Below are 21214 nucleotides of genomic sequence, written 5' to 3' on the forward strand. Positions count from 1 at the left end.
GTCTAATACTTATAAAAATTATAAAATGAAATTGCCTTCTTGTATAATGATTTGAAAAGATGGCTCCTATCATTAATACTGAACGGCATGAAATTGAATCGATTATCGGAGGAGGGTTACAAATGGAAATAAAAGATTTGTTGATTTTTCAAAGTGTTGCCCAACATGGCAGTATCAGCAAAGCAGCAGATGATCTTTGTTATGTTCAATCCCATGTGACAGCCAGAATAAAATCCTTAGAATCGAAGCTTAACACACAATTATTTCATCGACACAGCCGAGGGACAACCCTCAATTCAGAAGGAAAGAAGCTTTTATCATACTCCAAAAAAATTTTATTCATGTTAGACGAAATGAATAAGGCGTTTCAGGACATGGATAGTCCCTCAGGTACACTTGAAATTGGAACAGTTGAAACTGTTATGAAACTGCCGTTGATATTATCCGCCTATCATAGGAAATACCCTAACGTTGATCTAACACTTAAAACTGGTGTCTCAAAATCCCTAATCAGTCAAATCTTACAATGCAAACTGGACGGTGCTTTTGTTGCAGGATTTGGTCCGCATCCAGATATACAACAAGTCGAAGTTTTCCAAGAAAAATTAGTTTTAATCTCCGATGATGAAAAAGTTTCCTTTGATCACTTAAAAAATAAACCTCTTCTCGTTTTCAATTCGGGCTGCAGTTATCGCGCGCGGCTGGAGGACTGGCTTAGTGATGAAGGGGTAATTAATGCAAAAGTTATGGAGTTCGGCACATTAGAAACGATTTTGGGCGGTGTCATATCTGGACTTGGAATCAGCCTCGTTCCTCAGTCTGCAGTTAGTCACTTAGAGGAAGAGGGAGTCATACAATGTCACGCCATCCCTGAGAAGTACGGTAATGTTTCAACTGTCTTTATTAGGCGGGAAGATACTTACCTAACAAATACAATGATAAAATTCATTGATACAATTAAAGAATTCACAAATGTAGTCCCCCCTTCGTTTAAACCGATTTTTAGCGTTACAGATAATGAGCAATCGCCTTTATTGAAAAGTCAATAGATGCAGTTGATGAAAATGAGTATCAATTTTACAGATGGTAAGTATCAATATTGGCTATTTTAACAGATGAAAGATACCTTCTATGACAGACGAAACAAAATCTAGAATAAAACCTGGCAAAACTGATAAAAGGAGGAATTTAGTAACAGCCTGAAATCAAGGTTATAGAAGCGCAGCAAAAGGTTATGATAGGAAGGATATGAATGGTAGCTAAGGGACTTCTGTCGCACTGAAAATGCCAACTTATAACTTAGCCGAAGCAACGATTCCTAATACTGAGCTAAGGCTGCCCCAAATGCGAAGTCTCAGGTGATAGAATTCAAAAATAATCCCGTATCACATTAAAGTGGTACGGGATTAATTATTTATCAAAAGTGATGGATAGAAAGTTTGAAATTTGAAGGAACTGGTTCTATCATTTGGAAATTGATAGGCTGATTCTATAGCCTTATATGATAGAAAGTTATTTTCAATTGATTTTTTTATCAGAACCCCGCAACCTGATCAAATTTATAAAAATACGGCTCCAATTCCTCATAGGTAATAACCCAATCCTGTAATGTATAGCCACTGAAACGCTTATCGTGACCGTATTTGATCCATCGTCTGAAAGGGAATGAGCAGACTTCTTTTAATAAGTAACATTTCTCCGAATAGCACACCTTCATGTAATGAGCGGGCGCCAACCACACCTAACCAGCACCCGCCACCAAAAGATCAGAAAGAGCAATGGGAACAAAACGGTTCCGGCGTTCCTCCCCAGTAGATTTTAAAATCGCAACCAATACATGCGTTTACAGAAAACTTATACTGTTATTATAGTAAATAGTCATGCTACTATATGATAGGTTGAAAATGATGGAATATATCATTCCTACAGATTGGTCTATTTTATCGCTCATAATCTGAACGTCTAAGGTCGATCACTGAGATGTGCTTTGCTTTTAAGCCATTATTTAGCAAATGACCCTACGATTTTAAAACTATCGAGAATTTTTATAGGCCAGCAGTATTTTTTTCGATTGGTGAATCTTCACTTTTATGCTGGTTGTCTACTTCTGAAAGCGAGATATTAAATGATTCCTTTGTTTTGAATAGAGCAATGCAAGCGATGATTGCTCCAGCCATTAGGTAGAAGGCAGGTGCAAAGTCATTGCCGGTGAAAACAATTAGGAAGGTTGCAATATAAGGTGCTGTTCCTCCAAATAGTGCATTTCCGGTGTTGAATGATAATGCAAAGCCACTGTATCTGACTTCTGTCGGGAACATTTCTGATAAGAAGGTAGCTAATACTCCATCATTACAGGCTAGGATTGCCCCTAATAGAATCATGGATAGGATGGTATAAATTCCACCCATGGCCATTAAAACGAAAATCGAATACGTAAATAGGACAAACAAAACACAAGCAGTTAGTAGTACTGGTTTTCGACCGACTTTATCAGTTAATTTCCCAACCATTGGTAGCATGATAACGTATGTTAATAATGTAAAGATAGTCGTTAAGGTACTTTGTAAACGGTCGAATCCCAATACAGTAGAAAGGTAGGTAGGCATGTAGGTTAAAATGATATAGAATCCAACAGCGTTCAAACAAATGACACCCATTGCAATGATAATTTTTCGGCCATTTTTGCGGATGCCTTCAATTGGACCCAGCTGTTCGACGGTTGATGTTTCCTTTCTCATTTCATTGAATACTGTTGAATCTTCCATTTTTAGACGAATATATAGACCAATTATTCCTAATGGCAAGGACAACAAGAATGGTATTCTCCAGCCCCAGCTGTGTAATGCTTGAGTGCTTAAGGTGAACTCCAATATGGCAGCAGCACTAGCTCCGAGTAGCATCCCTGCAGCTGTACTGGCCGGAATTATACTTACCAACAACCCTCTTTTTTCCCTAGGTGCATGCTCTGCAATCATTAACGAGGCTCCTGCATATTCCCCTGATGCAGAAAATCCTTGAATTACACGACAAGCTAATAATAAGAACGGAGCCAATATACCAATGGTGCCATAGCTCGGAATCAGCCCAATGGTAAAGGTAGACAAGGTCATTAAACATATTGTTAAAACTAATACTTTTTTACGTCCAATACGATCTCCATAATAGCCCCATATTAGACCGCCAATCGGCCTTACTAGAAAGGATAATGCAAAGATTGCGAAAGTATTCAACAAGGCTGCAGTACTGTCGCCTGGTGCGAAAAATACGGAGGCGATAATCGTTGCTAAATATCCATAAGTGGCATAGTCGAACCATTCAATCATATTTCCATAAGCGGATCCGCCTATTATTTTTTTTAACCCTTTTTGCTTTTCCATATCATGTATTGACATAGTCATTCGTCCATCTCCTTTTATTAGACCTTAATTTCGTACAAGAACATCACTAAGGGTTTCTTGGTTGTGAGCGATTACAATTGATCGGACAATTAAAAAAACGGAACCCCCTTTCAATTATGAGTATACTTGTCATAAAGTTTATACATTTGCTATTTTACAAAGTTATGGACCATACGATATCCACTCGTCCTAATGAGGATCTTCTTCCTAACAAGTTCAATCCAAAATAACAGGGTCCTTCAACTTAATTGGAAGTACGTTACTAAAATTTTCCCTTACTTATCATTACGCTTGAGAAAAAGACACAAGAGTAAGATCACTTAAATAATCCTTTTGAAAATAGACTCTCTCTATTTTTATTTAAAGATATTTACTTGAAGTAGATAGTAAATAATCTTTATTTCGCTTATCAAAGATGATTTCAATAGATAAAATCTGTAACGAATAACTTGTCAGTTAATTTAACCGCTAATGTGGATTGTAATCTTCCTTGGAAATTATAGTTAGGAAGTGCTTTCTTATAACAATTTAAAATGATGAGTATTATCTTTTAATCTGATGCCTAGCAAACATTATTTTGAACAAACTACTAGAATTCCTTCCAATTTAAAGTCACATAGGAGATAAGCAGGGTGGAATGTGCGTTATCATTTTCTAATTATTAAAAACTTATTTAATATTTAGATATATTATAAATTGAAATTTGCTTTATTGTATAATGATTTAAAGAGATGACTCCTATCATTAATACTGAAAGGGGTGAAATTGAATCGATTACCGGAGAAGGGTTCCAAATGGAAATAAAAGATTTGTTGATTTCAAAGTGTTGCCCAACATGGCAGTTTCAGCAAAGCAGCAACTAACCCAGGATGGAAAAATTGTGTTGGGCCTGTAGGTGTTACTGAAAGCAGTGTAGAACATGAGGTTCAAGAAGGACAAGCAACAGTTAACGTTAATAAAGCTTTAATGTTAGTGCTGGCCGCTAGATTAAAAAACCTCAGATAAATAAGACTGCCCCAAAAAGGGGAGCCTCAGGTAATCGAATTCAAAAATAATCCCGTATCACATTAAAAGTGGTACGGGATTATTTATTTATCAAAAGTGGTGGCTTGAGAGTTTGAAATTAGAAGGAACTCGTTCTATCATTGGGAAATTGATCGGCTGATTCTATAGCCTTATATGAAAGAAAACTATGTTAGAGAACCTAAGTAAATAGTAGTCATTTATGAGAAAAAAGACAGTTAAAAAAGGGCGGCATTCCATCAGCCGCCCCGACCTCTTCTCTAGACAGACGTTCCTAACTTATCCTTTTCCGAAAGCCATGTTTCGAATGTATACGACATTTCCCAGAATGCAAGTTCATATTCTTTGGCAATAACGAACTGTTCTTTAATCTTTTTCAGTTCTGCTTCACTCGCCTGGTCAGCTAATTTATCCAGCAGGTCAATCATTTCCTGTGTGGATTCCTGGAACCAGCTGCTTCCATACATGTTCAGCCAATTTTGGTAGATTTTTTGTTCTGGTTTGGCATCCTTAAATTTCAAACCGATATCCGCATAAAGCCAGTAACATGGCAGTATAGCAGCTACAATTTGGGCCAGACTGCCGGATAATGCAGCCCGGTACAAATGAGATGTATAGGCATACGCAGTTGGCGCTGGTTTAAAGTTTTCTACTTCCTTATTGGTAATCTTTAAAATTTCAGCATGCTCCTTGTGTACAGTAAGCTCTGCTTCGGTTGTCTTTTTTGCCTTTTCAGCCAGTCTGGCAGAAACATGAAAGTCATCCGCATGGGCTGCCGCAAAGGCATGCACCTTGCCGTAATGTTTCAGGTAATAGATGTCCTGCATAATATAGTTCTTGAAAGTTTCCAGCGGCAAATCTCCCTTGACAATTCCTTGTACAAACGGATGATTCAAGCTTAACTCCCAGCTTTGCTTTGTTGCTTCCCGCAACGACTCTGAAAAACGCATAAAAAATTCCTCCCCTATTTTCGTTTCCGACTGATGGAGGGAGGAATGGATGTACGCTTTTACTGACTATTCTTTCACATTACTGTCATTCTCTATGTCATCAGCTCGATGAACAGAAACAGCGTTCTTCCACTTCCCTCCGCTGGTATTAACCAGATCAGGTTCAAAGAGTGTATCTCAGCCATAATAGGCACCTCTAGCAGAAACGTATTTTGTTTTCTATTCTATCTTATCATAGTTACCGAAATTATTCTGATCTTTAATAGCCCACCTCCACGACAGCTTTCACGATATACATCAAATCGTTTCTATCCTGCTGTTCTTCAAGAAAAATTTCGCTTAACGTTGCCATGCCGCCGTTCATGACTTCGACTGGCACCGTACCATAGGGAATCAACTTCTTTATTCTGTGCAGATCTAATTCTTCCAAATCCCGCGGGACGCCTAGTTTTACGAGGGTGGGTGAGCAGAAAAATTACAGATACAGTAGTGCGGAGGAGACTTCCCTCGTTTCTTTTTCTATATAAGTACTTTTCTGTTATATTAGTAACTATAAGTTCAGAAAACATTCTGTAACTATTTAAGTGAATAATGCGACTAATTTTCTAAGAGGTGAAAAAATGAATACAAAAAAATTATTTTTCTTATTGATGAGCGCCCTGCTTGTAGCAGTTTTAACTGCGTGCGGTGGTACTGACGAGGAAGGTACGGAAACAGAAGAAAACGAAGTGGATGTAACAGAGGAGCCGGCAGAACAAGAGGAAAATGAAGATAATGAGGATGCAGAAACAGAGGATTCCTCATCGGCTGATGATCAAGTTGAAGAGACGGAATCTACAGAAGAAGATGCTGGTGAGGAAGGTACCGGATCAGAGAATGATGATGCTGATGCAGAAACCGTAAAACAAGAAGCAACTTATAGCGGGCAAGCAGATCCTCATACAATTGAAGTCGAAACGGCAGAAGGAACAATCGCACTACAGATTATGGAATTTATGGAGGATGATTGGCCTTCGTTAGAACCAGGAACACCGATGGACATTGAATATTACGAGACTGATACAGGTCAGTTAATGCTCGTGGATTACACGGTAAAGTAGAGGGTTATGGTTTAGTTCAACTCTTAAGGCATTGGGATAGTTATTATCCTGATGCCTATTTTTGATGCACGATTTTTACATGAAGCGAAAGAAACGTCGCCGTACTTTATTAAAACTGGACCAGAACCTTACCCTAACTTTCTTTTGGATAGGAGAGACACATTTGAGCATGTTGAAAAGGGCAAGCCAATGAGAGACTCGGATATGAAGCAGCTTGAGAAATTACTGATGTTTAAAGAATATGCGATTCAGTGGGAACTTATCGAAGAAATGTTAAAGTATGGCAAGACGATTGAGCAAGAGGCAGTGGTTTTGTAGTTGCAGAAGATTTGCAAATAATATTTAAAAAACATCGTATTCCATATGAATAATGGTATGATGGGGTCAGCAATTACATAGGTAGGATGGCGGTTGGCCATTTCCCTGAGAAAGAATGGTGACATGCGTTACAATAATAGAAATATTAATTAGTTTTGGTATATTATTAGCAACGTCACTAACGGTGATTGTAGCAATCATTGCGTTAACTGTCACCAATAAAAATAAAAAGTAACCGCCCTCCACACATACCAGTTGACGGGCGGTTGCTTTTTATGCTCACAAAATTGGCCAGCCGCATATCTGGCGGCATGTAGTTGCGCTGACCGGGTGTTGAGGCACTCGGTCATTTTTATTATACGAACTTTCTTTTTTAAGTATACCTTTATTTATTATGTGTTCCAATATTTTATTTATTATTGATGAATTGCATTTCTAATGAGAACTTTAATGAAATAGATTTTTTCATTTTTCCAATTCTCATCCTTAAACCTTCCGCAAATTAACCACCTTTGTATTCGAAAGTATAGTCAATTGCTTCATCATATATTCTCTGGAGTATAAAAAGATTCGGGATATTAGTCTATCAATATATATCCATCTTTCAAAACATTTCCGTTTTCCTAATCCTTCTATCCATATTCGTCATCCTCTTAAATAATAATACTAAACAATTCTATTATAACTGTTGCTTAAGCTTCATAGTAACTGTTTGTGTTTACCGTTTTTTCAAAAGTTCATGCTAGGATAGAGATGTAAGTTAGGAAATAGATTTCCAAGTAATGTAAGGGATTTCAACGAAAGAAGCGAGAAGTTTGTTCTATTAATTTCTAACCATTACAATAGAAATGTAAACGTTATCCAAGAAGGAGGATTTTTAATGGGAAGATTAGAAAATAAAGTAGCAGTAATAACTGGTGGTGCTGGAGGTATCGGGAAGGTAACGGCAGAAAGATTTCTGAAAGAAGGGGCCAAGGTTGTTTTAGTTGATTTATTCAAAGAGCCGTTGGAAGAAGCGCAGAATGAACTTAAATCATTCGGTGATGTATTAACGGTTGAGGCAGATGTCTCCAAAGAGGATGATGTAAAGAGATACGTTAAAGAGACAGTTGACCAATTTGGAGAAATCGATGTTTTCTTTAATAATGCGGGCATTGAAGGAAAAATAGGGCTATTAACGGATTTAGATGTGGAAGATTTTGATAAAGTAATCAATGTAAATGTCCGAGGAGTATTTTTAGGATTGAAACATGTATTGCCAGTCATGAGAGAACAAGGATATGGCAGTGTAATTAACACTTCATCTGGTGCCGGATTGATGGGTACTCCAAACCAAATTGCATACGGTGCTTCCAAACATGCGGTGACGGGAATGACTAAAACGGCAGCACTCGAAATCGCAGACGCAAACGTACGAGTTAATTCTATTCATCCATCACCTGTAAACACGAGAATGATGCGATCCATTGAAGAAGGAACAAGTCCTGGAAAAGGTGCGGAGGCAAAAGAAGCATTTACTCAAATCATCCCGCTTGGACGTTATGGGGAGTCAGAGGATATGGCTAACCTGGTTCTCTTCCTTGCATCAGATGAGAGTGCATTCATCACTGGCTCACAATACCGTATTGACGGAGGACTTGGGGCTAAGTAGTTTATAGATTGTTGCTGGGATAAAAGTTGCTTGTGAGACAGAATCATGGTGTTAGGCGACCACAAGCATGCTTCACCATTAATATTCACCAAATGGTTAACGGAAAAAGAGTTCTTTTTAATAAAGATAATACTGTTTATTAGTAGATACCACTACTATAACCAAGCAACTGTATAAAAAGAATGAAAATTGCCATTTCCTCGCAACGATTTTAGCGATAATTTCATTATTGAAACCAAAAAAAGTAACCGCCCGTCCCATATTAGGCAGTTACTTTTTTTGCGTAACAGGTTACTCCTCTTCTTGGGGCATATAGTTGCAATGCCACCGATATGTGTGAAATTGGAGCCTTTTATTCTGGACTCTTTTTAGTGGCAGTTTGCCTTGTTTTAACATGATTGAATCATTATAATTATAATGAAAGGCATTACAATTTGGATTTGATGAAGATATTTTTTAATTCAAATAGGCAGGTCTTCAAGTGAAGATACCAACCCATTTATACCAGACCAATACAAGGCGAATGTAAGTCCAATCTGATTTAGGTTACCTTACTAAAGAAGAATAAGAGGTGGATAAATTCATGAGCATTCCAAGATATGATAAGAAACTTTCCTATACGGATTATTTAAGTTGGTCTGGTGATGAGCCAATAGAAATTATTAATGGAATTCCACATAACATGTCCCCTGGACCCTCAACGAAACATCAACAAGTATCTATGAACTTATCTTATCAGCTAATGAATTTTTTTATATCACAGAACTGCCAAGTCTTTGCAGCTCCATTTGATGTTCGGCTATTCTCAGCAGGAAAAAGTGATGATGAAGTCTTTCATGTTGTACAGCCAGATATTTCTGTGATTTGTGATGAAAATAAATTAGACGAGAAGGGCTGTGCTGGTTCTCCTGACTTAATCATCGAAATCCTTTCTCCGTCGAGCGCAAAGATGGATAAAATGAAGAAGCGTAATTTGTATGAGAGGGCACATGTAAAGGAATATTGGATAGTAGATCCACTGAATGAACTGGTTGAAGTTTATCATTTAGATAAGAATGAATTATATGGAAAACCGCTTTTCTTCTCAACAGAAGATACGGTGGAATCGTTCATTTTTAAAGAACTAAAGATAGAGGTTGGAGAGGTGTTTTGAGGGAAACAGAGGTCAATGATTCAGTTTCCCACTACCGTAAGTTTTATATAAAAATATCTAGAAGCTGCAAGAATCGATGGAGTTAATCCCATTTATTTTCGTAGCTTCTATTTTTGAGAAAATATTTTTCATATTTACTGAGTGCCTGTGACTTCCCGCCGGTGTGTTATCATAAGTGGCAAAAATATAGTTAGGAACGATGACTCCACCAATACGCCCCCGCATTCTTGGGTTTAATGTTTTTCTCTCCACCAGTTGAATTACTCCTCATCGTGCGCCTAGAATGACTTCGGTTTGAAACCTCCTAAGCATTAAGCTTAAAAATTCGATATTTAACCACAAAATATTTAAATAATAAGTTACACCAAGTAATTCCACATAGTTAGTCATCTAGGATATAAAATACTGCACATCTGTGAGTATTTCATGCTTGAATTGGGTAAATTTCAAAGGAAGGAGGTTTTATTTATGAAGGAAATTAAGTTAACGATGCTTGGGACTGGCTCTCCTATACCCACCTTGGAAAGAGCAGCATCTGCACAGTTATTGGAGATGGATGAGATACCCGTATTGATTGATTGCGGCCAGGAGACAACGTCGCAATTGCAAAGAATTAATGTTAAACCGTAGAACGTAAACCACCTGCTCTTCACTCATCTGCATTCCGATCACTCCATGGGTTACTTCCAATTTTTAATTGGTGGATGGCATCTTGGAAGAGAAAAACTGACGGTGATTGGGCCTCCGGGTGTAAAAAAATTTCATGAAACGGTTTTGGAAATGTACAAAGAAGATATTGAATACCGTACTTCGCTAGGTTTCCCAAAGGAAGGTATTCTTGATGTGAATGTCATTGAAATGGAAGAGCCCGGCAATGTACCAGCCGAGGGCATTCCAGCCAATATAACCTCTGCATCCATGATACACAATTTACCTACTTATGCCTATCGCTTTGAAATTGATGATAAAATTATCGTATTTTCGGGTGATACATCTCCAACAAATAAACTGGTTGAACTCGCTCGAAATGCTGATTTATTGATTCATGACTGCTCACTGACAACTGAAAAGCTTGAAACTGAGAATTCTGATGAGATAGGTGAAAATCTGAAAAAAGAGCACAGTACCCCAACTCAGGCTGGAGAAACTGCTTTTCATGCAAACGCCAAAAGATTAGTGCTAACCCACTTCTTACCGAACATTAATGTTGATGAGATTAAAGAGGAAGTCAGGGAAGCATATGATGGTGAATTAATTCTGGGTAAAGATTTGCAAGCGATAACAATTTAAACAGCATCATTGTCTGTTGTTAATTATTTCTCTTTATTAACCATGTTAATTGTGTCATTACTGAAGGTTCATTTCCATGATGGAGATAGACCTTTAGTAATATAGTGAATTCCTTGCTTCAAGTATTTTTATTCAATTCCTGCAAAAGTCAAAATTCAACTTACCAGTTATATAATACAGAAAAGTTGTGGTGGGGTGATAGCTGACATTTGTTTATCTCAAGCGGGAGAGAGAAGCCCACACCCGGGAGAGCGTCCATCCGAGTCGGGAGAGAAGAGCCACTACCCGGGAGAGGCCTCGTTTCAGTCGGGAAAGCGGAGCCACCATACGGGAGAGCGCCCATCTCAATCGGGAGAGACGAGTCTACACCCGGGAGAGCGTCCGCCCGTGTCGGGAAAGCGGAGCCCACCCCCGGGAGAGCCAAGTCCTCACTCGGGAGAACCAAGTCCTCACTCGGGAGAACCAAGTCCTCACTCGGGAGAACCACGTCCTACCCAGAAAAGCTCTCTCCCCTACTCAAACTGAAGCCCCCACTACAACCGCTCCTCCACCAAAGTATAAATCTTCTCAGGTCTTAGTTCTGTGGACACCGAACGTTCTGTTTGCTGTGTGAGGGAGTATCCAGCAAGTCCCAATTGGCATGCGCGTGATAAGGAGTCTCCATTCATGATTCCGTATATGGCACATGATGCAAATGCGTCATCTGCACCTGTTTCATCAACAATATCGGTTTGTAATGGTGGAAAATGACCGGATTCTTCTTGTGAAGCATAGTAGACACCGTGATTAGGCATCATTATAATTACTTTGTTAACACCTTGCTTCTGCAGTTTTTCACAGGCCATTTTAAACTCATCCGCCGAATTAATCGTAGAACCAATCATCATCTGTGCTTCTTCCTGATTGAGAATCAGCAATTCGACCCCGTCGAGATCAGTGGGAAGTCTTTTAGCTTTTGTGGATGATACTGGGTTAATGTACAATGGAATATTTTCATCCTTACACCGTTGGATTATAAAATGGATACAATCCTCAGGGATATTTGTATCCAAAAAGATAGCTTGGGATGCGACAATGTAGGACCACTTTTCTTCAATCATTTCAATAGTGATATTATCGTATATATTCATATCTGCCATGGAAACGACCATTTCTCCATTGACATCCAGCAAAGCGGTATATGTACCTGTCCGTTTTGTTTCCAAAATCCAAACCTGGCTGACATCAACCCCCTGCTTTTTTGTTTCCCCTAAAAGCCATTCTCCTTCCCGATCATTTCCGACACAAGTCATGAGGGTGGTATTATGGCCAAGCCGGCTTAGATTTTCGGCAAAGTTCCGGGCAACTCCACCACAAGTCTCCGTTATTTTGACTGGATTTGACGAATGCAACTGCACTTTCTGATAGGAACTGGCTTTCCGGTCCGTATTTGCGCCCCCAATACATACAATCGAGGACTCCTCTTTCAGAACATATGCACGACCCTTAATTTCCCCAAGCCTAGTTAGGTTAGCAATATAATTGGCTACTGCTGGTCGAGATAGACCGACCTTTGCCGCCAACTCCTGCTGGGTAATGAAGGGGTTTATTTTTATATGGTGTAAAATCTGATTTTCTTTATTCATGGAAACGACCCCATTTCTAATTCCAACATCATTTGATTTAGTAATCTAGTGATTGATCCAGTTTGCCACCTATCTAATGCATCCTTAGTGCTTAAATAAATCCGACGAGTTATTTTGTCTCTATCGTAATTAATAATTGACAAAAAGTCCAATCTAGCTTTATAGTAAAAGCTATTTATTTTTTGGTGCAAATAAACGCTAACCTTTGTCTGCTGGCTTAGTATAAATTATTCCAAAGGATTTGAAACCTTGCGGGATATGGTTTGCTCCCTAAAATCAATAAAATTTATTCCGTGGGGATTTAGGCTGCCTCTTGGAAAATTAATATATACGGAGGAAATAAGTAATGAAAACATCCTGGTTTTATTCACTGTTAGTTATTATAGCGGCCAGTAGTTATGGTATTGTGTCAACGATTATTAAACTGGCGATGCAAGATGGTTTCACTGCATCAGAAGCGGTCACAAGTATGTTTCTGATAGGCTTTTTACTGGCATTCATTATTTTTATTTTTACAAATCGTGGAAAAATAAGTTTTAAGGGAATGAAAATTTTAGTTCTTGCTGGTTTTCTAACGGCGTTAACGAATATTTTATATGGTCGCTCACTTGTTTATTTGCCTGCTTCATTAGCTGTCGTACTATTATTTCAATTTACCTGGATTGGCATGCTGATCTCCTCTGTCGCCAAGCGGCAGCTGCCAAGCAGAATTGAATTTATTTCATTAATCGTGTTATTCGCGGGAACGATCCCGGCAGCAGGCCTAATCGATGTTGATTTAAGTCAAACTCCGATTCAAGGCTGGTTATGGGGATTCGCTGCAGCGGTCAGTTTCTCCTTCTTTATTTACATGAATGGCAAAGAAATTAAAGGGATGAAAACTTCAAATCGGCTGCTGATTGTTGCCCTTTTTGCTTCTATCACAACGGCAATTTTGCAGTCACCGCAAATTATTTGGAATGGAACGTTATTTGGTGAGGGGCTATGGATTTATGGATTGGCATTAGGGCTGTTTGGGATGATTGTTCCTGTTTTCTTATTTTCGATTGCCATCCCGAGAGTAGGGTCTGGCAAGTCCTCAATCCTCAGTGCCTTTGAACTGCCAATTGCCGTGACAGCTTCCGTTCTAATGCTTGGGGAATCGGTAACATTCCTGCAAGTAGCAGGTATAATCATCATTCTCATTGGTATAGGACTACCTGCGAGACAATATAATGACACATTAATCAAGAAAGATAGAAAATTTACGTAAGAATAAAAGGGCGAGAATGAAAGCAAACTATTGCTATAGTTTTCTAAACAAATCTGAACGATATTCCGTGCTGATTGCAAAAGCATTGTAAGAGAAAGCATATCAAAAATAAAAAGTGCTGCTTCTATTTTCTGGGGTTGACACTTTTTAAGTGAAAGCGTATACTAAAACAAAAGTTTAATAATTAAACCTTTGTTTACAAGCCGTGAAAGTAGGTGAGAAAAATAACTTATGACACTAGCTATAATAGTGATTTAATCGTGGGGAGTCTATCCTCCGAGTCGAAAACAGAAAGCATAACGGATATGGAAACCTCAAATTCATCAAATGTTAAAGCAACGAAGAAGAGTTCTACAGCAAATACCAACCAAAAGCTGCCGGTTATCTGTATCGGTGGAGCTAACATTGATCGGAAACTTTATGTAAAGCAAGAGATCAGTACTGGAACATCCAATCCAGTAACCTCATCGAAAACGATTGGGGGAGTTGCGAGAAATATAGCAGAAAACTTAGGCAGACTTGGCGAAGACGTTACGTTGATCTCGGTAGGCGGGGATGATATAGAGTGGAAAGAAATTGATCTTGTTTCATCACCGTTTATGAATTTAGAACATGTTGCGCAATTGGAGCATGCAGCAACTGGTTCTTATACAGCGGTATTGGATCAACATGGGGATATGAAAATTGCCTTGGCTGATATGGATATTTTTGATGAAATAACACCTGAGCTGTTAAAGGGAAACAGCGATATTCTAAAACAAGCAAAGTGCATAATCATAGATTTGAATTGCCCTAGAGAAACCGTTGATTTTCTTAGTCACTTTACAATGGAATACAACATTCCATTCGTTGTGATCCCAGTCTCCTCCCCAAAAATGGACAGACTTCCGAGTTCATTAGAGTCGGTAAGCTGGCTTATTGTCAATAAAGATGAAACCGAAGCTTTTTTAGATGTAACAATCAAGAATATGGAAGATTGGAAACGAGCTGTAAAAAGCTGGCTGGAATTAGGTGTCAAGAATGTCATCGTCACAAATGGAGCGGAAGGTGTCATTCTCGGGAATGAAAATGGGAACTTCCGTCATTATCCAGCCGTAGATACACCCGTAGTAGTTGATGTGACAGGTGCTGGCGATTCATTTTGTGCCGCTGTCATCCATTCTTGGATACAGAAGAAGGATATTGATTATATCATTCATTCAGGATTGGTGAATTCGCATAAAACGATAACCTCAAAACATACCGTCAGACAAGAATTATCCGCAAAACAAATAAAAATCGACATGGAGGAAATTTTAAATGAAAAAATATCTTGAACTGGCAAAAGAAGTACAGGAAGCAAAAGAAGCAGGGAAAGCAATTGTCGCATTGGAATCAACAATCATTTCTCATGGAATGCCTTACCCGCAAAATGTAAAAATGGCTCGTGAAGTGGAACAAATTGTCCGTGATAATGGAGCGGTACCTGCAACAATCGCAATTATCGATGGGAAAATTAAAATCGGTTTGACAGATGATGAATTGGAAATGTTCGGTAACAGCTCTGGTATTGCCAAAGTGTCCAGACGCGACCTGCCCCAAATCATCGCAACAAAGCAATTAGGGGCTACAACTGTTGCAACAACAATGATCTGTGCTGAAATGGCAGGGATTGAAACGTTCGTAACAGGCGGCATAGGCGGAGTTCACCGTGGTGCGGAAACAACAATGGATATCTCAGCAGACTTAGAGGAATTATCACAAACAAATGTAGCTGTTATCTGTGCGGGTGCCAAATCAATCCTGGATCTTGGACTTACAATGGAATACCTTGAAACAAAAGGAGTTCCTGTTGTCGGATATGAAACGGAAGTTCTTCCAGCATTCTATACAAGAAATAGTGAATTCAAATTGAATTTCTCTACTGATTCTGTCGATGTCATTGCCGATACAATGAAGGCGAAGTGGGATCTTGAGCTTGATGGTGGGCTTGTGATTGCAAACCCGATTCCTGAAGAGTATGCGATGGATGAGGATTATATTAACGGAATCATCAATCAGGCAATCAAAGAAGCAGAAGAGAATAATATTGTCGGTAAAGATGCAACCCCATTTTTACTTGGAAAAGTTAAAGAACTGACAGAAGGCAAAAGTCTTGATGTGAATATCGAATTGGTAAAACACAACGCTAAGATCGGCAGCTTGATTGCGGTAAGTTTTAATAACAAAAAGAAATAATGATCAAAGAAAAAGCAACCTCTATACACAATGGAAGAAAGTGAAATTATAGGGGTTGCTTTTTAACACAAATTGAAAGCGTTATTTTATTGGTTTTAAAAGAAAGGGATTGTCTCAATTATAAGCTGGTGGGACCCGTATTGATACTATTCGTAGGTCGTCAAGAGGCAAGCAAGATTAATAAATGGTTTAACGATAGAGTAATAGAATTGAAACTTGTGTAATCGATTGCATAAACAGAGAGGGTGTAAAATATATGAATATTTTATGGGGGATTATAGGTATTGTAACTGTTTTAGGACTGGCTTATCTTATGAGTGTTGACCGCAAACAAATATATATGCGAACCATTTTTGGGGCGTTAGCAATTCAACTGGTTTTCGCGTTTCTTACTTTAAAATCTTCAACCGGACGAGCTGTGTTGGGTTGGGTCACGGAAGCGGTACAAGGTACTATTGAATTTGCAAATGAAGGGATATCCTTTATATTTGGATCTTCAGTTGACGATGGCTTTGTTTTTGCTTTTGAAGTATTGACTATCATCATTTTCTTTTCATCTTTAATTTCAATCCTTTATTATTTAGGGATAATGCAATGGGTTATTAACATTATAGGTGGAGCACTATCCAAACTATTGCGAACAACTAAAACAGAATCCTTATCTGCTGCAGCCAACATCTTTGTTGGTCACACGGAAGCACCATTGGTAGTAAAACCATTTATCAATAAAATGCATAAGTCAGAACTTTTTGCCATCATGGTAGGAGGTATGGGGTCTGTTTCAGGTTCTGTTCTTGTCGGATATTCACTGTTAGGCATACCGCTTGAATATTTATTGGCGGCAAGTTTTATGGCTGCACCATCAAGTCTTTTAATAGCAAAAATAGTCCTTCCTCTTCCAAAGGAAATTAGAGAAGGAATCGGTGATAACCAAGAGGATATTAAAATTGAAATTGATGAAAATGAGAAGGCAGCTAACGTAATTGATGCTGCAGCAAGTGGGGCATCTACAGGTTTGAAGATGGCATTGGAGATTGCTGGTACACTTTTAGCATTTGTTTCTTTGATTGCTTTAATCAATGGTCTGTTTGGTATAGTAGGTAATTTTGTCGGAATTGAAAATCTGACAATGGAACGAATTTTAGGAATCATTCTATCGCCAATTGCTTTTCTTATAGGGGTTCCTTGGGAAGAATCTGTACGTGCAGCACAATTTATTGGTCAGAAAATAGTAATCAATGAATTTGTAGCATTTGCTGGATTAGGTGAGGTAATTGAGACAATGTCTGCAAAAACCGGTATAATTTTAAGTTTTGCTTTAGCTGGTTTTGCTAACTTTGGATCGATCGCAATTCAAATTGGTGCATTAGGTTCACTTGCTCCAGAAAGAAGAAAAGATGTTTCCAAATTAGGGATGAGAGCAATGCTTGCTGGTACGCTTGCTTCCTTATTAAACGCTGCTATTGCAGGTATGTTCATTTAATAAACAGCGATAATTATACTACAAGGAGGATTTTATAGTGAAAAGAAAAGTTATATTGGACTGTGATCCGGGACATGATGATGCGATCGCAATTATACTTGCAGCATCTAAAATCAGCAATTTGAAAATTGAGGCGATAACAACCGTTGCAGGAAATGTAGAAGTTGAAAAGAACACTCTGAACGCTTTAAAGGTCTGTGACATTATTGGTTTAGAAAATGTTCCTGTTGCACAAGGTGCCGAAAGACCTTTAGTAAAAGAAAGAGAAATTGCTGAGGAAATTCATGGTGAAACTGGGTTGGATGGTCCTGTTTTACCTGAAAATCCAACCAAAAAGGCAATAGACAAACATGGTGTCGACGTCATTATCGAAAAAATACTAAGCTCCGATAATGATATTACGTTAGTTCCTACAGGGCCGCTTACAAATATTGCATTAGCGATGATCAAAGAGCCGAAAATAATTCCAAAAATAAAAGAAATTGTTTTAATGGGTGGAGGCACATTTGGTAATTGGACCCCTGCGGCAGAGTTTAATATTTATGTTGACGCAGAGGCAGCAAAAGTTGTTTTTGAAAGTGGAGTGCCAATTTCTATGTTCGGATTGGATGTGACTCACCAGGCCATTGCAACCGATGATATCGTAAAAGAGCTGTCTGAAATAGATAACCCTATTGCAGACTTCGTTATTGAACTCTTGAAATTCTTCTCAGAAACATATAAAGAAGTTTTTGGGTTTGCGGGACCACCAATCCATGATGCATGTACCGTTGCTTATTTAATCGATCCTTCTATTTTTCAAATGAATCATGTACGTGTGGATATTGAAACAAAAGGTGAATTTACGTATGGAATGACGGTTGTAGATACCCTTGAGACAACTGGCAAGGAACCGAATGTTCATTTTGCATATCAATTGGATTCAGATAAGTTTTGGGACTTGATGACAAGAGGATTGAAATCGTATTCTTGATTGAAGGACGGACAACAAAATAGATGTAAGAAAAATATGTTAGGAGGAGGTCTTGTTGAATAATCCTACGATTACAGTTATCGGGAGTATTAACGTAGATATGGTAACTACCACCGATGTTTTGCCCAATCAAGGTGAAACATTGGTAGGTAGGAAATTTCATATAAAGCCTGGTGGCAAGGGTGCAAACCAGGCAGTAGCAGCAGCGCGCCTAGGAGCGAACGTAAACATGATCGGCAGAGTAGGCCAAGATAAAAATGGGACGGATATGCTTCAAGTACTAAAAGATGAAAATGTCTCTGCTGGCATGGTAAAAACTGTGGCGAATGCTAACACAGGTATTGCGAATATTTTACTGTCTGACCGTGATAACCGAATCATTATCGTTCCAGGTGCGAATGATGAAGTTACCCCACAGTTCATCAAGCAATTCAAAAAAGAGATTATTCAAAGTGATCTCGTATTGATACAATTTGAAATTCCTGTTGAAACGATATTATATTGCCTTGATCTCTGTTATGAAAATAATGTACCGATAGTGGTAAATCCTGCACCAGCAAAAGAACTTCCTTATGATTATTGGCTTAAAGCAACATATATCACGCCAAACGAAACAGAGGCAGAACAATTATTCAATGGTGGTGAGAAAGATTCGGCCCTTAATAACAGATTGATTGTTACAAAAGGGGAAAATGGCGTTTCTTATTATGAGAATGATGAACCGTTAATCGCTCCTGGATATTCGGTTACTCCAGTAGATACAACTGGTGCAGGAGATACGTTCAATGGAGCATTTTGTGTGGCACTTTCTGAACGTAAGAGTCTATCCGCAGCGATTGATTTTGCAAATGCGGCGGCAGCTCTGTCCATTCAAAAATTTGGTGCGCAGGGTGGAATGCCAACAAGGTCAGAGGTGGATTCTCTTTTAACAGAATAATTCACTTTGTATAAGGTATCCCTTTTGCATGGCAACAACTTGTTTAATTTTACATGAAGGAAGTGACAGCATGGAAAAAAGGAAGATTATCATTGACACAGATCCTGGCATTGATGATACATATGCAATGACTGCAGCTTTAACCTATGAGGGTTTTGATGTACTAGGAATCACAGTGGTTGCTGGAAATGTAGGTTTGGATAACTGTGTCGTTAATGCTTTAGGAGTTGTTAATTTAATGAATGCAGATTGTTTCGTTTATCCTGGAGCACAAGCTTCATTAAATCAGTTGGATAACTTTGAGACCTATGATTTAAAAACTACGGTTCATGGAGAAGGTGGGCTTGGAAGTGTTACACTCACTCCTGATTTTTCGAAACGGTCTGAAACCCATGCTGTAGATTTCATATTGGAAACAGTAAAAGAGAACCCTGGAGAAGTCGAAATTATTACTTTAGGTCCACTAACTAATATTGCATTAGCGATCCGAAAAGATAGAGAAACGATGAAAAAGGTTAAGAAAATCTGGTCTATGGGTGGAGGTGTCCGATATGGAAACCGTACACCCGTAGCCGAATTTAACTATTGGGCAGACCCTGAAGCTGTTAAAGAGACCTACGCGTTAGGTGAAGATATTGACATCAATATGGTAGGGTTGGATGTTACACAACAAACTCGCTTTACTTTAGATGATTTGTTCTTTTTGCAAACAGAGTGTGGGGAATTGGGTGCGCTATTAAGTGAAATGTCAAATCATTATACGAAAATCTATTGGGATTCTCTTCGGATCTCCGGGGTTGTCGTTCATGATTTAGTTGCGGTAATGCTTGCAATTGACCCGAGTTTAAGCAATGAAGATGATATCTTTAATAGAGTCAATTTAAGTGTTGAATGTGAAGGAATATGCAGAGGGCAGACAGTGGTCCAATTATCTCCTAATGGGATGTACGAGGATGCGAGTCCCAAAAATGCAAATGTGTATATGGGAATTGACAATACAGCTTTTAGAAAAGCCTTTATTAAACTGTGCTTCCCAAAAGCGTATCCAATGTATATCAAATATATTTTATAATCTGCACGCTCAGAAAGCGGAGAGAGGGACAAGTACATGGTCTGACATAGGTGGATTTCGGACTTGGTACTGGTCCCTCTTTGTCTCTAATGGAAGCAAAAGAATCTTACTTGCACCTCTAGCCAACTCTCTTTTTTCTAGCTGTTAAATAGTCACTTGATCTACTGAACGCCTTGGGCTTGGAAGGGTGTTATTCAAAGCGTATCCTACTCGAAATAAAAACAATCCTTGCCATGAGGGGTCATCAGTAAAATTTTTCAGTTCCAGTCCAAACTTTTCTTTCGCTCCTAAATACTTTTCGCGGTCACTCATTTCATTCGGTTGATTTAGTGGGTGCATCCCCATTTTTTGCGTCGCTCCATATAAATGTATCCTTTGCCATGCTCTGCCCGCAAGCATTCTTTCTGTATTATCCATTGCATCCCTTACAGATATCATTCCATAAGCTCCGGCTGTGGCAGTGTGTGGTTTTTAATTATGTAAATAAATCTTAAACAATCCAGAAACGGTTCTGCTCCTTTTATTTCGGGAGCATGAGACAAAAGAATCAATTCTGTGCTTCTATTTTTTAAGTGGTCCCCTGACAAAAATGAAATAGTATCCAAACTGGAAGGTGAATCTAATGCAGATGTTGTTTTTTTGCGTGGATATCATTCTAATTGGCGCTGTTGCTGGACGCGGCAGTTTATGTGTAGAAATTAGTTGCTGCCAGTAAAAAATGCAGATGTCCTACCCGGTGATTGAAGAAAATATATTAATATTCATCATCCTA

Annotated in this window: 19 protein-coding genes, 1 pseudogene and 1 riboswitch; of the genes and pseudogenes, 14 read left to right on the forward strand and 6 right to left on the reverse strand. The window is 38.6% G+C overall.

Annotation, left to right across the window (positions count from 1 at the left end):
- Window positions 1-122: 122 nt before the first annotated feature.
- Window positions 123-1049 (forward strand): LysR family transcriptional regulator, encoded by a 927-nt coding sequence (locus A4245_RS03805; protein WP_067725836.1) that lies wholly within the window; start codon window positions 123-125, stop codon window positions 1047-1049.
- 996 nt (window positions 1050-2045) lie between these two features.
- Here A4245_RS03805 and A4245_RS03810 read toward each other — a convergent pair.
- The 3 genes and pseudogenes from A4245_RS03810 to A4245_RS03820 all read right to left on the reverse strand — a co-directional run.
- A complete protein-coding gene (locus A4245_RS03810) occupies window positions 2046-3398 on the reverse strand; it encodes an MFS transporter (RefSeq protein WP_157087650.1) in 1353 nt (450 codons plus the stop codon).
- Window positions 3399-4681: 1283 nt separating this feature from the next.
- Complete coding sequence (tenA, locus tag A4245_RS03815; protein WP_067725838.1) at window positions 4682-5371, reverse strand: thiaminase II; 690 nt, start codon at window positions 5369-5371, stop codon at window positions 4682-4684.
- A 117-nt stretch (window positions 5372-5488) separates the two neighbouring features.
- Window positions 5489-5579, reverse strand: a riboswitch (TPP riboswitch).
- Window positions 5580-5630: 51 nt separating this feature from the next.
- Window positions 5631-5825, reverse strand: a pseudogene (locus A4245_RS03820) (Lin0512 family protein); the annotation flags it as partial.
- Between the two features lie 166 nt (window positions 5826-5991).
- Here A4245_RS03820 and A4245_RS03825 point away from each other — a divergent pair.
- From A4245_RS03825 to A4245_RS03840, 4 genes are all read left to right on the forward strand, one after another.
- Entirely contained in the window at window positions 5992-6471 is a 480-nt protein-coding gene (locus A4245_RS03825; RefSeq protein WP_067725840.1) for a hypothetical protein, read from the forward strand.
- 51 nt (window positions 6472-6522) lie between these two features.
- On the forward strand, window positions 6523-6789 hold the full coding sequence (locus A4245_RS03830) for a hypothetical protein (RefSeq protein ID WP_067725842.1): 267 nt from the start codon (window positions 6523-6525) through the stop codon (window positions 6787-6789).
- 880 nt (window positions 6790-7669) lie between these two features.
- Window positions 7670-8440, forward strand: a complete 771-nt coding sequence (locus A4245_RS03835) for an SDR family NAD(P)-dependent oxidoreductase (RefSeq protein WP_067725844.1) — start codon at window positions 7670-7672, stop codon at window positions 8438-8440.
- Window positions 8441-9023: 583 nt separating this feature from the next.
- Window positions 9024-9593 carry a Uma2 family endonuclease gene (locus A4245_RS03840; RefSeq protein ID WP_067725846.1) on the forward strand — a complete coding sequence of 190 codons (570 nt, stop codon included), beginning with the start codon at window positions 9024-9026 and terminating at the stop codon, window positions 9591-9593.
- Between the two features lie 57 nt (window positions 9594-9650).
- Here A4245_RS03840 and A4245_RS03845 read toward each other — a convergent pair whose 3' ends face one another.
- Window positions 9651-9845, reverse strand: coding sequence for a hypothetical protein (locus tag A4245_RS03845; protein ID WP_067725849.1), 195 nt, complete (start codon window positions 9843-9845; stop codon window positions 9651-9653).
- Window positions 9846-10061: 216 nt separating this feature from the next.
- Here A4245_RS03845 and A4245_RS20020 point away from each other — a divergent pair, with 216 nt between their 5' ends.
- Together A4245_RS20020 and A4245_RS03850 are read left to right on the forward strand one after the other, a co-directional pair.
- Entirely contained in the window at window positions 10062-10223 is a 162-nt protein-coding gene (locus A4245_RS20020) for an MBL fold metallo-hydrolase (RefSeq protein WP_157087651.1), read from the forward strand.
- 12 nt (window positions 10224-10235) lie between these two features.
- Window positions 10236-10883, forward strand: coding sequence for an MBL fold metallo-hydrolase (locus A4245_RS03850; RefSeq protein ID WP_267886895.1), 648 nt, complete (start codon window positions 10236-10238; stop codon window positions 10881-10883).
- Window positions 10884-11416: 533 nt separating this feature from the next.
- On the opposite strand, the gene A4245_RS03860 is transcribed toward A4245_RS03850, so the two are convergent.
- Window positions 11417-12508: a PfkB family carbohydrate kinase gene (locus A4245_RS03860; protein ID WP_067725855.1), complete on the reverse strand. Its 1092-nt coding sequence runs from the start codon at window positions 12506-12508 to the stop codon at window positions 11417-11419.
- A 346-nt stretch (window positions 12509-12854) separates the two neighbouring features.
- On the opposite strand from A4245_RS03860, the gene A4245_RS03865 reads away from it, so the two are divergent.
- From A4245_RS03865 to A4245_RS03895, 7 genes are all read left to right on the forward strand, one after another.
- The gene (locus A4245_RS03865; protein WP_067725857.1) at window positions 12855-13760 is read left to right on the forward strand and encodes an EamA family transporter; all 906 of its coding nucleotides are present in this window, start codon (window positions 12855-12857) and stop codon (window positions 13758-13760) included.
- 215 nt (window positions 13761-13975) lie between these two features.
- On the forward strand, window positions 13976-15076 hold the full coding sequence (locus tag A4245_RS03870) for a carbohydrate kinase family protein (RefSeq protein ID WP_234402341.1): 1101 nt from the start codon (window positions 13976-13978) through the stop codon (window positions 15074-15076).
- Entirely contained in the window at window positions 15060-15977 is a 918-nt protein-coding gene (locus A4245_RS03875; protein ID WP_067725858.1) for a pseudouridine-5'-phosphate glycosidase, read from the forward strand. Before A4245_RS03870 ends, A4245_RS03875 begins: the two co-directional genes overlap by 17 nt.
- A 256-nt stretch (window positions 15978-16233) precedes the next feature.
- Window positions 16234-17460: a NupC/NupG family nucleoside CNT transporter gene (locus tag A4245_RS03880; protein WP_067725860.1), complete on the forward strand. Its 1227-nt coding sequence runs from the start codon at window positions 16234-16236 to the stop codon at window positions 17458-17460.
- A 34-nt stretch (window positions 17461-17494) separates the two neighbouring features.
- Window positions 17495-18433: a nucleoside hydrolase gene (locus A4245_RS03885; protein ID WP_067725862.1), complete on the forward strand. Its 939-nt coding sequence runs from the start codon at window positions 17495-17497 to the stop codon at window positions 18431-18433.
- Window positions 18434-18488: 55 nt separating this feature from the next.
- Window positions 18489-19370, forward strand: coding sequence for a ribokinase (gene rbsK, locus A4245_RS03890; RefSeq protein ID WP_084268656.1), 882 nt, complete (start codon window positions 18489-18491; stop codon window positions 19368-19370).
- A gap of 70 nt (window positions 19371-19440) precedes the next feature.
- On the forward strand, window positions 19441-20442 hold the full coding sequence (locus A4245_RS03895) for a nucleoside hydrolase (RefSeq protein ID WP_067725864.1): 1002 nt from the start codon (window positions 19441-19443) through the stop codon (window positions 20440-20442).
- A gap of 144 nt (window positions 20443-20586) precedes the next feature.
- On the opposite strand, the gene A4245_RS03900 is transcribed toward A4245_RS03895, so the two are convergent.
- Window positions 20587-20880 carry a hypothetical protein gene (locus A4245_RS03900; protein WP_067725866.1) on the reverse strand — a complete coding sequence of 98 codons (294 nt, stop codon included), beginning with the start codon at window positions 20878-20880 and terminating at the stop codon, window positions 20587-20589.
- Between the last annotated feature and the right edge of the window lie 334 nt (window positions 20881-21214).

Source organism: Oceanobacillus damuensis, assembly GCF_001618145.1.
GTDB lineage: Bacteria > Bacillota > Bacilli > Bacillales > Amphibacillaceae > Oceanobacillus > Oceanobacillus damuensis.